Source organism: Alcaligenes sp. 13f (assembly GCF_020496585.1).
GTDB lineage: Bacteria > Pseudomonadota > Gammaproteobacteria > Burkholderiales > Burkholderiaceae_B > Alcaligenes > Alcaligenes phenolicus.
The window spans coordinates 110,497-125,030 of the sequence record NZ_JAHKKC010000010.1; the positions used below are offsets into that span (position 1 = coordinate 110,497).

At 58.0% G+C, this 14,534-nt stretch carries 11 protein-coding genes and 1 pseudogene; 6 read left to right on the forward strand and 6 right to left on the reverse strand.

The features are described from left to right. The first annotated feature begins 33 nt into the window (after window positions 1-33). A complete protein-coding gene (locus KOE80_RS10560) occupies window positions 34-1,251 on the forward strand; it encodes a CobW family GTP-binding protein (RefSeq protein WP_226349099.1) in 1,218 nt (405 codons plus the stop codon). Between the two features lie 214 nt (window positions 1,252-1,465). Here KOE80_RS10560 and KOE80_RS10565 read toward each other — a convergent pair whose 3' ends face one another. The 4 genes and pseudogenes from KOE80_RS10565 to KOE80_RS10575 form a co-directional block, all read right to left on the reverse strand. Next, window positions 1,466-2,443: a tripartite tricarboxylate transporter substrate binding protein BugD gene (locus tag KOE80_RS10565; protein ID WP_035269381.1), complete on the reverse strand. Its 978-nt coding sequence runs from the start codon at window positions 2,441-2,443 to the stop codon at window positions 1,466-1,468. A 223-nt stretch (window positions 2,444-2,666) separates the two neighbouring features. Further along, window positions 2,667-3,830 carry an MFS transporter gene (locus tag KOE80_RS10570; protein WP_009463833.1) on the reverse strand — a complete coding sequence of 388 codons (1,164 nt, stop codon included), beginning with the start codon at window positions 3,828-3,830 and terminating at the stop codon, window positions 2,667-2,669. A 132-nt stretch (window positions 3,831-3,962) separates the two neighbouring features. Next, window positions 3,963-4,187: pseudogene (locus tag KOE80_RS20545) on the reverse strand (antibiotic biosynthesis monooxygenase); the annotation flags it as partial. Window positions 4,188-4,271: 84 nt separating this feature from the next. Further along, the gene (locus KOE80_RS10575) at window positions 4,272-4,973 is read right to left on the reverse strand and encodes a glutathione S-transferase (protein WP_035269379.1); all 702 of its coding nucleotides are present in this window, start codon (window positions 4,971-4,973) and stop codon (window positions 4,272-4,274) included. A 127-nt stretch (window positions 4,974-5,100) separates the two neighbouring features. On the opposite strand from KOE80_RS10575, the gene KOE80_RS10580 reads away from it, so the two are divergent. Then, window positions 5,101-6,102 carry a 5'-nucleotidase gene (locus KOE80_RS10580; protein ID WP_226349101.1) on the forward strand — a complete coding sequence of 334 codons (1,002 nt, stop codon included), beginning with the start codon at window positions 5,101-5,103 and terminating at the stop codon, window positions 6,100-6,102. A gap of 35 nt (window positions 6,103-6,137) precedes the next feature. Here the strand turns inward: KOE80_RS10580 and KOE80_RS10585 are convergent, their stop codons facing one another. Continuing rightward, entirely contained in the window at window positions 6,138-6,878 is a 741-nt protein-coding gene (locus KOE80_RS10585; RefSeq protein ID WP_035269374.1) for an IclR family transcriptional regulator, read from the reverse strand. A 254-nt stretch (window positions 6,879-7,132) separates the two neighbouring features. Between KOE80_RS10585 and KOE80_RS10590 the strand changes: the two genes are divergently transcribed. Together KOE80_RS10590 and KOE80_RS10595 are read left to right on the forward strand one after the other, a co-directional pair. Next, window positions 7,133-8,728, forward strand: coding sequence for a sulfatase-like hydrolase/transferase (locus tag KOE80_RS10590; RefSeq protein WP_226349123.1), 1,596 nt, complete (start codon window positions 7,133-7,135; stop codon window positions 8,726-8,728). 62 nt (window positions 8,729-8,790) lie between these two features. Then, window positions 8,791-9,774, forward strand: coding sequence for a Bug family tripartite tricarboxylate transporter substrate binding protein (locus tag KOE80_RS10595; RefSeq protein ID WP_009463828.1), 984 nt, complete (start codon window positions 8,791-8,793; stop codon window positions 9,772-9,774). A 227-nt stretch (window positions 9,775-10,001) separates the two neighbouring features. Here the strand turns inward: KOE80_RS10595 and KOE80_RS10600 are convergent, their stop codons facing one another. After that, a complete protein-coding gene (locus KOE80_RS10600; RefSeq protein ID WP_226349102.1) occupies window positions 10,002-10,460 on the reverse strand; it encodes a MarR family winged helix-turn-helix transcriptional regulator in 459 nt (152 codons plus the stop codon). A gap of 200 nt (window positions 10,461-10,660) precedes the next feature. Here KOE80_RS10600 and KOE80_RS10605 point away from each other — a divergent pair, with 200 nt between their 5' ends. Then, entirely contained in the window at window positions 10,661-12,871 is a 2,211-nt protein-coding gene (locus KOE80_RS10605; RefSeq protein ID WP_137431097.1) for an indolepyruvate ferredoxin oxidoreductase subunit alpha, read from the forward strand. A 23-nt stretch (window positions 12,872-12,894) separates the two neighbouring features. Beyond that, window positions 12,895-14,400 carry an indolepyruvate oxidoreductase subunit beta family protein gene (locus KOE80_RS10610; RefSeq protein ID WP_035269365.1) on the forward strand — a complete coding sequence of 502 codons (1,506 nt, stop codon included), beginning with the start codon at window positions 12,895-12,897 and terminating at the stop codon, window positions 14,398-14,400. Window positions 14,401-14,534 lie beyond the last annotated feature (134 nt).

The following is a 14,534-nucleotide window of genomic DNA, read 5'->3' on the forward strand; positions in this document are numbered from 1 at the left end:
CATGAGTGCTCTCTTTTTACAGGCAGCAGGAATATGAAAACGGGTGCCAAATCTGCGCCTATTCCGGTCACCTTGCTGACTGGGTTCTTAGGCAGTGGCAAGACCACCTTGCTGAACCGCGCTTTGCAAGAAGCGCAGATGGCCGACACCCTGGTCATCATCAATGAGTTTGGGCAGACGGCGCTGGACCATCATTTGGTGGCGCATAGCCAGGAAAATGTAATCGAGGCCATGGGCAGTGGTTGCTTGTGCTGCACCATACGGCGCGATCTGGTACAGACCTTGCGCGACATTACCTGGCGCTTCGCGCGCGCAGGCCAGCGGCAGTTTCGACGAGTGCTGATTGAGACGACGGGGCTGGCCAATCCTGCCCCTATCTTGCATACCTTGCTAAGCGATCCGCAACTGGCTGGGAAGTACAGCCTGGCGGGAGTGGTGACGGTGGTGGATCTGGAGCATGGGCTGGAAACGCTGGCGCGCCATGCCGAAGCGCGACGGCAGGTGGCCGTGGCAGACCTGCTGCTGTTCAGCAAGCGCGACCGGGTGGATGCAGGGGCGGAAACGGCGCTGCGTGAATATGTGCGCGGTTTGAATCCTTTGGCGCAGCAGCAGATTTTGTCGGCCGCGCAGCCCGTTGCGCCCAGTTTGTTGGGCTTGGGCGAGCAAGCCGGACAAGGTCGGGCCTGGAGCTTGGAAGCGTTCGAGGCATTGGGGCAAGATACTGGCGATCACGATCACGATCACGATCACGATCACGATCACGATCACGATCATGTGCATAGCCATAGCCATAGCCATAGCCATAGCCAAGGCACGGGCACCATGGCTGGCAACGGCAACGGCAACAGTCAGCCCAGCAGTCTTGAGTCTGCTCACCTGCATGGAGCAAGCTCCAACGAGTCCGCGGTCGGCTTGCCTGATGTTTCCCGCCATGGAGATTCCATCTACTCGTTAAGCGCCTTGTTCCCCCAAGCTCTGCCCGCCGACAAACTGCAATCCTGGTTGTCGGATCTGTGCCAGTGGGCAGGCCCTCGCCTATTGCGCCTTAAAGCTGTTCTGCCCGTCCAGGGCATGGACCAGCCGCAGGTGATTCATGCCGTGCAACATCAGTCCTATCCTTGGCAGGCCGTGCCGCAGTGGCCCTGGCCGGATCAACAAGGGCGCATGGTAGTGATCACACAGGATCTGGATTTCCAGGAGCTTTGGGCGCGGTTGCAGGCTTTGGATACGGCGGTTCGAAAGACGGATTGATACTCGCAGAGTCCGAGCCTCTCTTGGCCGGATTTTCTCTAGTCGTTGACTTCGAGCCTTTCTTGATCGGATTTTCTTGAGTCGCCGGGAGCTTGATGGAGCGTTGTCTCTTGGTCATCCGAACAGGCTATCCACCGCTGCGGCAGACAGCACGCCAAAGCCGAGAAAAAGGACGCCTAAGCGTCCTTTTCAAAAGCCTTTGGGCTAACAGATTTTATTGGGGCTCTACGCCCACTTTCTTGAACAGGGCGGCCCACTGGGGCACTTGTTGCTCCACCTTGGCCTGCAAGGCGGCCGGGTTGGCTTCCTTGTCCATGACCGTGGCTCCCAGAGTGGCCATGCGGCTTTGGAAGTCCTTGTCAGCCATGCCAGCTTGAAGCGCTTTTACCAGGGTATCCACGACAGGCTGGGGTGTATCTTTCGGTGCCCACATGCCGTGCCAGATGCCTACTTCAAAGTCCTTGAAGCCGGATTCCTCCATGGTGGGGACGTCCGGGAAGGTCGGGACGCGCTCGCGGCTGGTGACAGCATAGACCTTCACCTTGCCGGATTTGATTTGCTGGGTGGTGTTGGTGGTTTGGTCACACATGATGTCCACCTGCTTGCCCATCAAATCCGCGATGGCCGGGGCGGTGCCTTTGTAGGGCACGGTCAGCAGTTCAATACCCAGTGCCTCGGTGAACATGGTGCCGCACAGGTGGCTGGCCGCGCCAATCCCGGCGTTGGCCAGGGAAACCTTGTCCTGGTTGTCCTTCAGGTACTGCACCAGCTCCTGAATGTTGTTGGGTGGGAAGTCCTCACGGGCAATGATGGTCATGGGAACGTCAACGACCAGGCCGATGGGAGACATGCCGTTGATGGCGTCATAGCCGGGCTTTTTGTATAGCGAAGGGGCGGTGGAAAAGCCGATGTGCATCAGCAGTATGTTGTAGCCATCCGGCTTGGCGCGGGCGACCTGGGAAGTGCCAATGGAGCCACCTGCCCCGCCTTTGTTTTCCACCACAATGGTTTCACCCAGAACTGGGCGCATGGCTTCGGCCAGAGCGCGTGCCACGTTGTCCGTGGGACCGCCCGCCGCAAAAGGTACCACCATATTGATGGGGTGGTCCGGATAACCGGCTGCCTGTGCGGTAACCGAGCAGGCCAAGGCCGCGCCCAGACTGACAAACAGCTTGTTTAATGCAACAGCCATAATGCCTCCTTGATAAGGATTACTTATTCTTTTGGGAGATACTTGGGTCCGGTCGCTCTGTGCTGCGAAGCGTTGCAGGAGTGGCTTTATTCTACTGAGGGTGGACGTGTTTCTTTTTCAGGTCTAACCCTAGTAAGGGGCCTGAATGGACTAGGGGAATATACGGGGGGCTCGCATGGCGAGCAAGCCACAGCCAGAGCTTGTGGCTTGCCAAGGTGCCTGCTCAGGCAGAGGCCGGTTTATGCAGTACCGGCGTCAGATAGGCGATGATGGAAACAGTCAGTGCGGCGGTGGCGATCAGACTGCAGAAGATCATCAGGCCCTGGTCCAGACCCAAATGGTCGGCCAGCCAGCCCAGACCCAAAATAGGCAGGATGGCACCCAGATAGCCGGTGATCAGGTAGGTAGACGTCAGACCGGCACGCTGATGCGGGGGCGAGACACGCTGCACGATAGACATGCCGCCGTACATGCACAGGCCGTGGCCAAAGGCGGTCAGCAGCACGCACAGGATGAATAACAACGAGGAACTGGCCCACAGATTGATCAGCAAGGCGATACAGGCCAGGGTAAAGGACAGCAGGCCCACGATGACGCTGCGCTTGGCGGGCCAGCGGCGGATCAGCAGCTGAAAGCCCGAGGACAGGAACAGAATAATCCCGATGGAAAAGCCGCTGGTGGCCGGGCCGTGCCAAGGCACCATTTGCGCCATGAAGCTGGGCGCCAGAGAGGCGAACAGGCTGAACATGGCAAAGGCGCAACAGGCGGACAAGCAGCCAATCAGATAGGGGCGGCGCAGATGGGTGGCGGGCAGTGTCAGGCGCGGCATCCAGGTGCGCCAGTTGGTCTTTTGCGGTACCGGCTGTTTGCTGGCAATGGGCTTGATCTGAAACAGGGCATAGATGGCCAGCACACCCAGGGCCATGGAGGGGATATAGCTGGAGAACAGCGGATTTGGCACCCACTGTGCAATCAGGCCGCCTACGACCGGGCCCAGGCCAAAACCAAAGGCCAGCATCAGTGAGGTGGTAGCGGCAGCGCGTTGCACGTCTCCGCCCCGGTTAAATTGCCCCAGACCGATGGAGGCTGAAGTCACAATCATGCTGGAGGCCATCCCGATCATGATGCGGCTGAACACAAAGCTGCCTACATCCCAGGCAAAGGCGGACAGGGTTACGCCGCTGGTCACCAGAATCAGGCCGGTACGCAGCACGGGCATAAAGCCTTTCATGTCGCTCAAGCGGCCCAGAAACAGCAGGCCCGTCAAACCAGCGGCCATATAGGCCACGTACAGTTGGGTAATGTGACTGGCGTTCAGGTCCCAGCGGTCCTGATACAGCGGGTATAGCGGGCTGGCCAGGGCCGTGCCCATCACCCCGATACACATGGCGATACTGATCCACACGTAGGGGTCCCACTTGCTCTTCTTGCACGCCGGGCGCGCAGCCGCAGGCTTGTCAGCAGCCTTTTGCTGGGCTGGATGGTTCAGGTTCTGTTCGACCCGTGCTTTTTGCAGGGTCCGAGCGGGGGCGCTGGCGTGAAAGTCCTTGCAGCTTTGGGAGTCTCGCCAGCTTTCATGCAGCACCCATTGTCCTGGGGGCTGGTCTTTGCGCAATACATCGAAGCGTAAACAGGCGCTGTTGGCCCGGGCTTGTTCAGCCAGCGAGTCTACATAAGCGGCCTGTGCCTGAGGGTCCAGATCGGTGAAATGGTAGTTTGTAGTGCGAAAGTACGTATCGCCCATACGGCGCAATCCTTGACAGCGAAATCATTCGGGACCATCAAGGATACTCTTTCGTGTCTGCACTGACATGGCAATTCGCTGACACTAGGCTGGCTGGCGTAAATCCAGATGTATATCAGCCACACGCACAATTTCGGCTTCGTGGTCCGGGTCGCGCCAGGTGTCCTGACAGGCCATCTGGTGCCAGCGCTGCATGGCAGGCAATTCCAGTATGCGATTCATGTAGTCCTGACAGGCTTCGTCCAGTTTCAGACCATAGGTTTGCAGGCGAAATACCACGGGAGCGTAAAAGGCATCGACGGCACTAAAGCGCTCTCCGGCCAGGAAAGGGCCGCCAAAACGGCTCAAGCCTTCTTGCCAGATGGTTTGCAGGCGTTCCAGCTCGCCTTGCAGACGCATGTCCTGCTGATGGTGGTGGGCGCGCAGGGCGACGGCAAAGGGGCAGAGATTCCGTAGTGAGGAAAAGTTGGCGTGCATTTCTGCACTGGCGCTGCGCGCCCAGGCGCGGGCAATAGGGTCTATGGGCCAGACGCCGGGATGCTGTTCGGCCAGGTATTCGGCAATAGCCAGACTGTCCCAAATGATTTGCCCATTGGTGTGTAGCACAGGTACTTGGCCCGCCGGTGCCATTTCATGGAAAGCCAGGGTGCTGAAGGAGGGGCCAAAATTGAACCAGCGTGCGTCAAAGTCTATGCCCAAGTGGCTCATTAATAACCAGGGGCGCAAGGACCAGGACGAATAATGGGGATTGCCCAGAACAAGGGTATAGCTTTTTGAGGGTTGCATGGCGGCAAGCTTTCACGAAGGTGATGGTGTTTGCACTTTAGTAGGCTTTGTTCTGCTTGGGTAGTACCAGTGCCGGCTTAGCGTTTTGGTATGCTGGTTTTTTTTGCGGATTTGGGGAGCGGTGTGCATGGCGTATGACCTGGAGAAGCGGCTGGTGATTGGGCTGGCTTCCAGCGCTTTGTTTGATCTGAGCCAGTCCCATCAGGTCTTTCTGGAGCAAGGTGAGGCAGCGTATCGTGATTACCAGCTGGCGCGCGAGCATGAGCCCCTGAAGCCGGGCGTGGCTTTTTCCTTCATTCGGCGCTTGCTGGCCCTGAATGATCTATCGCCCGACGATCCCTTGGTCGAGGTCGTGCTGCTCTCCCGTAATGATCCCAATACAGGTTTGCGGGTGATGAATTCCATTCGCCATCATGATCTGGACATTACGCGGGCGGTGTTTCTGCAAGGGGGCGACCCCAGCCCTTACATCCAGCCGCTGTCCATCAGCCTGTTCCTGTCGGCCAATCAGGAAGACGTGCATCGGGCGGTGCAGCAAGGCTATCCCGCAGGTCAGGTTCTGAATTCCTCTTACGAGGATGCTTATGACGACCAGCCCATTCGCGTAGCTTTCGACTTTGACGGGGTGATCGCGGACGACGAGTCCGAGCGCGTGTATCAGCAGGAAGGTGGTTTGCCGGCCTTTTTCGAGCATGAAGTGCGTTTGGTGCAAAAACCGCATAATCCCGGCCTGTTACAGACGTTTTTGCTGAAGTTGGCGCATATACAGGAAGTGGAGCAATTGCGTCAGGAGCAGGATGCCAGCTATGTGCCGCGTCTGCGGATTGCGATTGTGACGGCACGCAATGCGCCGGCTCACGAGCGTGTCATCAATACCATCCGCAGTTGGGGTATCGAGGTGAACGAGGCCTTCTTTCTGGGTGGCATTGAAAAACGTCGGGTGCTGGAGGTTTTGCAGCCCCATATTTTCTTTGATGACCAGACCACCCACCTGATTCCCACCGCGCAGACCTTGCCGTCCGTGCATATTCCGTTTGGGGTGGTGAACCATCCGCCAGCAAAAGTGGTGGTGCCGGAGAAAAAGAAAGGGCGGAAACAGGCCAAGACAAAGCCGCGAACTGATGCTTGATCAGGCGCGGCTTGGTTCCTGGGGGCACCCAGTCCTCAGACTTGGGCCAGGGCGCGGCTAACGGCGCGTGCAGCGGGCTGGATCAGGCTGGCTAGCGCTTCGGGGCTGATCGCCTCAAAGCGTTCCAGCGTACCCAACAAGGTCAGGCTGCCGAAGATACGTTTGGCATCATCAAAAATAGGCGCGGAAATACCGCCTATGCCCGGATTGATCTGCTCTTTGGTGATGCAATAGCCCGCACGGCGCAGTTCCTGCATATGGGCGGAAAACACCGGCCATTCCTTGCCCAGGCGCTGTACATAATCAATCTCCTGATTTTTCTCGTACAAGCGGCGCAGATGGCGGGTGGGCAGATAAGCCGTGACGATACGGGCTGTGGAGCTGCGGAACATATCCATGGTGCGGCCCCGGCCAAACAGCAGCTCGAAACGCTCCGGCCCGGTTTCCTGATGGGTGGTCAATATGCGTTCGCCATATTGCTGGCCGATCAGGACGTCCAGTCCGGTCTGCTCGACCAGCGAACGCAGCAAGGGGCGGCAACGGCTGACCAGCGGATCAAATTCGCGGATCAGCAGATCCATTTCTATAAACCGGGGCCCCGGCGCGTAACCTTCGGGACTGCGTATCAGCAGGCCGCTAGTGCATAACTCTTTCAGGTAGCGATAGGTTGTCGCGGGAGGGTAATTCAAGCGAGCGCAGATGGTTTCCACATCCAGAACCGGAGTGTCTGCACCGTACAAGTCCAGAATTTGCAGCATGCGTCTTAGACTATTCATGTGCCCTCGTAGAAGCGGAGTTGTTGGTTCTTTATTCTAACCATGCTGCGGCGTGTCAGTGGAGCGCAACATCGGGCATTGGCCGAGTCTACTGGTTTATACCTAAACCATCAGATTATTCAAAAATTATTCTCAGACTGCGGTAATAATCTGAGGCATAAGCGGGTCTGTTATGCATTTGCTTACACATGGCCTACTCCTTTTGTGGCGTCGGGTTCTACGCGGGCCCGGACCCGGTTTTTTTTGAGGCGGACATGGATCAGGCTCAGCCCAGTCAGGTGTCTTTAGAGATCAAGAATGTGCTGTTCATCATGTGTGACCAGTTACGTGCAGACCACCTGTCCTGTTATGCCCCTGGGGGCGCATTAAAGACCCCCAATCTGGATCGTCTGGCCGCCATGGGTGTACGCTTTGATCGTGCCTATGTGAACTCTGCCGTCTGTGGCCCGTCGCGGGCCTCGTATTACACCGGCCGCTATCCCTTGTCGCACCGGGTCACCTGGAATCGCGTTCCCCACCCCATCGACGAGCTGTATCTGGGCGATTATCTGGCCCAGTCCGGGCGAGAGTGCCATCTGCTGGGCAAGACCCATCACGTGCCGGACCCGGCCGGGGCCAATGCCCGACGCTTCCAGGTTCAGCCCGAGGCGGCCGAGCGCTTCTGGCAAGGCGGCTTTACGGCGATTGAACGCTATGACGGTCACTTTGAAATGGGCTCGGATAGTGAATACCGCCAGTATTTGCAGGCTCAGGGTTACGACAGCGAGCGTCCCTGGGAAGACTATGTGATTGGCAGCCAGGATGCCCAGGGTCAGTTTGCCTCCGGTTGGTACATGCGTAATGCCAGCCTGCCAGCACGGGTACAGGCGCAGGACTCTGAAACCGCCTACTTCACCCAGCGGGCCATGGATTTCATCACGGCCAAAGGCGAAGAGCCCTGGGCCTTGCATCTGTCTTTCATCAAACCGCACTGGCCTTATAAAGCGCCAGCGCCTTACCACGACCGCTTTGGCGCGGAAGACGCCTGTACGCCCTTGCGTGCAGAGCACGAGCGCCAGAATGCACACCCCGTGCATGCGGCCTATCAGCAGCATGAAGAGTCCCTGTCCTTTGCCCAGGACGAGGTCTGGCGCACGATCAAGCCTGTCTATATGGGCCTGGTTCAACAGATCGATGATGAAGTCGGCCGTTTGCTGGACATGCTGGAACAGCAAGACCGCCTGAAAGACACCCTGATTATTTTCAGTTCTGATCACGGCGATTTGCTGGGCGACCACTGGCTGGGCGAGAAAGAGTATTTCTTTGAAAACGCCATACGCGTTCCGCTGATCGTGGTTGATCCACGGACTTCAGCGAATGTCACACGTGGTCAAAGCAGTGATGCTTTTGTCGAGTGCGTGGATGTCACCCCTACGATTCTGGATGCCTTGCACCTGCCCGCCCAGGAGCACCGGGTGGAAGGCCGTTCGCTGATTCCCTTGTTGCACGGCCAGTCCGACTGGGCACGTGAGTACACCGTGGCCAGCCTGGATTACGCCTATCGGGAAGCCCGCCAGATTCTGGGCCGTGGCGTGGATGAATGTCGTGGCCTGATGCTGCGCGATAGCGACTATAAATACATACATTGGCAAGGCTATCGGCCACAATTATTCGACTTAAAGCAAGACCCTGACGAGCTGCACGACCTGGGCGCAGACCCGGCGTATGCAGCGGTTTGTCGGCGTATGAAAGAAGGCCTGCTGGACTGGCATGACACCCTGAAAGGGCGTGCCAGCGAGAGCTGGGCTGCGGTAGAGGATCGTACCAATGCGCATGAGCGCATGATGAATATCTTGATTGGACGATGGTAAATGCGCTGCGGGGGGCTACCAGTCGGTGGCGGGCCGCAATCAATAACGATAAGGAGTGGACAATGAAGCAGCTTAAAAATACGACGCTGGCCCTGTTGTTGGCAGGTGTGGGTGCTTTGGCCCCGATGATGGCTCAAGCCGCCTGGCCGACTACGGACCAGGTGCGTATCGTGGTCCCCTACCCACCCGGCACCGAGCCTGACATTCTGGCCCGCGATCTGGGTGTGCATCTGAACAAGGCCACCGGCAAGGTCTTTGTGATTGAAAACCGTCCGGGCGCCAACGCCATTATCGGTACTGACAATATCGCCAAAGCCAAGGGGGACGGCTCGGCCCTGCTGATGGTCGATAGCCTGGCGGTATCGACCAACCCGCTGCTTTACAGCAACCTGCCCTACAAATGGGAAAAGGACCTGAAGCCGGTCACCACAGTCGCTGGCGTGAACCTGTATCTGCTGGTGCGTAATGATTTCCCGGCCAAGGACTACAAGGAATTTATCGCCCAGGCCAAGAAAGCCAATGGTGATACCAATGTGGGCACTGGTGGCCGTGGACACGTCACGCACCTGGGCATGGGCTTGCTGGCCCGTGAAGAAGGGGTGAACTTCACCTACATCCCTTACAAGGGCATGGCCCCGGCGACAAACGCCATTCTGGGCGGTGAGACAGATGCCATGCTGGTCGGTGGCATTCTGGCATCCCAGCACGTAGATGGCGGCAAGGTGCGAGTCTTGGCGGTAGGCGCTGACAAGCGTACTGAACTGCTGCCAAATGTGCCGACGGTGCAGGAAGCAGGTGGCCATGCCAACAGCATTCCGACGACGACTTTTGCGCTGTTTGCCCCCGGCACCACGCCGGATGACACCGTGAAAGAAATTCAGGAAAAGGTGGATGCTGCCCTGAAGACCCCCGAAATGCAGGCTGCCTTCAAGAGCCGTGGTCTGGCCCAGTTCTTCACCACCCCGGCCCAGACGCTGGAGCGCGTGCAGAACGACTCCAAGGTCTATTCCGAGCTGATCCCTACCCTGGGCATTCAGCCTGAGTAATGGGCTATCTGGCAGAGCCATACATCTGATCAGTAGCCTGGCTGCTGACGGTTATGGCTCTGTTAAGCCTCAAGGTTGGAAAGGATAAAAAAACACTACACACGCTCCGTTCAGGTGGGACCGGTGTGGTGTTTCTGGAATCTGGAAGTAGCTACAGACCAGGTTCAGAACGCCAAGCCCGCGCTATGCAGGGTTAGAACCGATAGTGTGGCCGGGCGGGCTGCGTTTTACTGCTCGTTGTAGTCGTGTTGCTCGGAGATCAGACGCCGCAAGGTGGTTTTGAGGGCGCCGACATCCAGCGGTTGCAGGCGCTGCACCACTTCCTGCTCGTGCAGGCGGGCCTTGGCAATCAGGCCGGAGATCAGCGTCTGGCCTTCCTCGGTGATGCGTACCAAGGTGATGCGACGGTCCACATCGTGGGCCACGCGGCGCAGCAAACCTTGCTTTTCCAGGCGATCGAGCAAGCGTGTGACGGTGGGTTGCTTGGTAGTGGCAATACGAGCCAGATGGCCGATGCTCACTTCGCCCGCGCCGGACAGGGTGGACAGCACACGCCATTCGGAAATGGACAAACCGTTGCTTAGCACCACTTCATGGAATTCGGCAGAGATCAGCTGGCTTGCCTGGGCCAACAAGGCGGGCAGGTAGTTTTCGACAAAGACGGTGTCGTGTTCGGTGGGGCTCATGGTGCTTATTGTCATTACAGGCTAATGGGTGCCGCAAGGCAGCAACAGGGCTCACTATAACCAAGCTGTCCGCTCGCGTGTCGCAAATAATTTAGCTACTTTACTAGGGAAAACCATGAGAATGGATATGTTGAGATATAAACATATTCCGATGAAAATAAATACCATGTTCACAATGAGCGGTAAGTAAGGAAAGAAAAATGGCTGAGCGATCGTTTGTCGAAGAAGTCAAAAAGCTGCGCCTGGGTGATGGAGACGTATTCAGTGGCGAAGGCATCCTGGCGGTGACCAAGGCCCTGCTGGAATCGGGCGTGTCCTACGTGGCCGGTTACCAGGGTGCGCCTATCTCGCACTTGATGGACGTGCTGGCAGATGCCCAGGACATCCTGCAAGAGAACGGAATCCGTTTTGAAAACAGTGCCAGCGAGGCAACGGCGGCGGCAACGCTGGCTGCGTCGGTTAACTACCCGCTGCGTGGCGCCATCACTTTTAAAGCAACCGTGGGTACCAACGTGGCCTCGGACGCGCTGGCCAACCTGGCCTCCGGCGGGGTCAAGGGCGGTGCGCTGATCATTGTGGGCGAAGACTACGGCGAAGGCTCGTCCATCATGCAGGAGCGCAGCCACGCTTTTGCCATGAAATCGCAAATGTGGATGCTGGACCCCCGTCCCAACCTGCCCTGTATCGTGCAGGCGGTAAAAGACGGCTTTGATCTGTCCGAAGCGTCCAACACCCCCGTGATGCTGCAGCTGCGTATTCGCGCCTGTCACGTGCATGGTCAGTTTGTGGCCTCGGACAACCGCCGCGCCAAATTCACCATCAAAGAAGCCATGGAGCAGCCTACACGCGACATCAATCGCATTGTGTTGCCGCCTGCCAGCTTCCTGCATGAAAAAGAAAAGATCGAACAGCGCTGGCCCAACGCCGTCAAGTTCATCGAAGAGCGTCAGTTGAATGAATTCTTTGCTGATGGCACCGATGACGTCGGTCTGATCGTTCAGGGCGGTGGCTACAACACCGTGATCCGTGCTCTGGAACACCTGGATATGGCCGACGTGTTCGGCGAATCCAAAGTGCCGATGTACGTGATGAACGTGGCTTACCCGCTGATCGAATCTGAAATCGTCCGCTTCTGTGAAGGCAAGCGTGCGGTGTTGGTGCTGGAAGAAGGTCAGCCCAACTTTGTGGAACAGAACATCTCCGACATCGTGCGTCGTCACAATGTGGACGTGACCTTGCATGGCAAGGATCTGTTGCCTCTGGCCGGTGAGTACAACACCGCCACCATGTTGAAAGGCCTGCGTGCCTTCATGGAAAAATACGAGCGCATCGAGCCCCTGCCAGCCCGCAAACCACGCGTGATCCCGATGAAGGTCGAGACCGTGGAGCGTCCCAAAGCTGAACAAGCCAGCTTGGTGGAAGTGGAAGCGGCTGAAGTCAAACCCTTGGGCAGCCTGGACGAGAACGTTCACGCCCGTCCGCCAGGGTTTTGTACCGGTTGTCCAGAGCGTCCTATCTTTACCGCTTTGAAGCTGGTGGAGCGCGAGCTGGGCGAGCACCACGTGTCGGCCGACATTGGCTGTCACCTGTTCTCCATTTTGCCGCCCTTCAACCTGGGTAACACCACCATGGGTTACGGCCTGGGTGGCGCCGGCTCGGCTGCCTTGAACGTGGATTCGGACAAGCGTGCGATCTCGGTCATGGGTGACGGTGGTTTCTGGCACAACGGTTTGACCAGTGGTATTGCCAACGCCGTGTTCAACCGCAGCGACAACCTGACCATTGTGATCGACAACAGCTACACCGCGGCTACCGGTGGTCAGGACATTCTGTCCTCCAAGGCCAAGAACGAAACGCGCAGTACCGGTCACCTGATCGAGAAAGCCGCGCGTGGCGTCGGTGTGGAATGGCTGCGCATGATTCGTCGCACCTACGACTTGAAGACCATGACGGCAACCCTGCGTGAAGCCCTGACGACCAAGGAAAAAGGTCCCAAGGTGCTGGTGGCGCAAAGCGAATGTATGTTGAACCGTCAGCGCCGCGAGAAAGGCCAGGTGCGTAAAGCCGTGGCGGCAGGCGAACGCGTAGTGCGCGAGCGCTTTGGTGTGGACCCGGATACGTGTACCGGCGATCACTCCTGCATCCGCTTGTCCGGTTGCCCTTCGCTGTCGATTCGCCCCAATCCGGACGCTCTGCGTCAGGACCCCGTAGCGAATGTGATGAACAGTTGTGTGGGTTGCGGTCTGTGTGGTGAGGTTTCCCACGCGGCGATTCTGTGCCCGTCTTTCTACCGTGCACAAGTAGTCAGCAACCCGACTGGCTGGGACAAGTTCCGCGAAAAAACCCGCCGTGGCTTTATCGGCTGGTTGCAGCGTCGTGACGCTGCCCGTCGTGAACGTCTGGCCTTCTAAGCACACCCGTAGAGATTTTTATCATGCAGATCAAACCAATCAAGATTGCTATTTTGGCCATGGGTGGCGAAGGCGGCGGCGTGTTGGCCGACTGGATCGTCAACCTGGGCGAACAAAACGGCTACTTTGCACAGACCACCTCGGTGCCGGGCGTGGCCCAGCGTACCGGCGCCACGATTTACTACGTGGAACTGTTCCCGCACTCGGCCGCCGTGGATGGCAAAAAGCCTGTGCTGGCTCTGATGCCCATGCCCGGTGACGTGGACGTGGTGCTGGCTTCCGAACTCATGGAAGCCGGTCGCGCCGTACAACGTGGCCTGGTGACAGAGGACCGCACCACGCTGATCGCTTCCACCCACCGTGTCTATTCCATTGCCGAAAAATCGGCCATGGGCGATGGCCGTGTGGACGACAACGCCCTGATTGCGCACGCAACCCAGGCTGCCAAGCGCTTTGTGTACTTCAATATGGAAAAAGCGGCCGAGGATTCGGGCAGCGTGATTTCCGCCGTGCTGTTTGGCGCATTGGCCAGCACCGGCGTGCTGCCCTTTAGCCGTTCGCAGTTTGAACAGACCATCGAGCGTGGTGGTGTGGGCGTCAAACCCAGCTTGAAGGCTTTTGGTGCCGCTTACGCCCGTGTTGCGGAAGGTGATGCAGGTAAAGCCGATTCGGAAAACAAGCCGGTTGATATGGCGACGCTGGCCCCCCGCGACCCTGCGGTGGCCAAGCTGATTGACCGCGTCCGTGCCGAAGTACCCGCGCAGGCCCAGCCTATCGTGGTGGAAGGTGTGCGTCGTGTTCTGGACTTCCAGGACGTGGCCTACGCCAATCTGTACCTGGACCGCCTGAAAAAGATCAGCCAGTTTGCCCGCCCTGACGATGTGGCCCTGATCCGCGAAACCGGCCGCTACCTGGCGCTGTGGATGTCTTACGAGGACGCCATTCGCGTGGCTGAACTGAAAACCCGCTCCAGCCGTTTTGACCGTGTGCATAAAGAAGTGCGCGCTGCCGACGGCCAGATCGTGGCAATCAATGAATACATGCACCCCCGTGTGGAAGAAATCAGCGAAATCCTGCCGTTTGCCAGCGTAGGCCGTTGGTTGATGCGTCCTACCTGGGGCAACAAGCTGGTGAAATCCCAGACCAAATCCGGTCGTGTGATTCAAACCAGCTCGGTGCGCGGCTTCATTCCCTTGTACCTGCTCTCGGGCTTCAAGCGCTGGCGTCGTCGTACGTTGCGCTACCAGGCTGAGCAGCAGCGCATTGAAGGCTGGTTGAAGCAGATCGAGCAGGCTGCCGATGCCCATCCGGCCCTGGCTCTGGAAATTGCCCAGTGCCAGCGTCTGGTCAAAGGGTATGGCGATACCCATGCCCGTGGCTTGCGTAACTACCAGACCGTGATGTCGGCTCTGGAACGCAACCCCAGCACCTTGTCGCCTGCTATTTTGGGCGCCCTGCGCGATGCGGCTTTGGCTGACGAGCACGGCGTGAAGCTGGAGGCTGCACTGCGCCAGTACGCACTGGTGTAAGGGCAACACCGGGCCGCTTTCGGGCGGCCTTGGTGAAAACCCTTGAGGAAGCGTTTTTATCCCGCCAAATACTTTATTTCTAAAATATTCATAGTAGAATATAAATTCGGATTGGCACTGCGACCAAGGCCCTG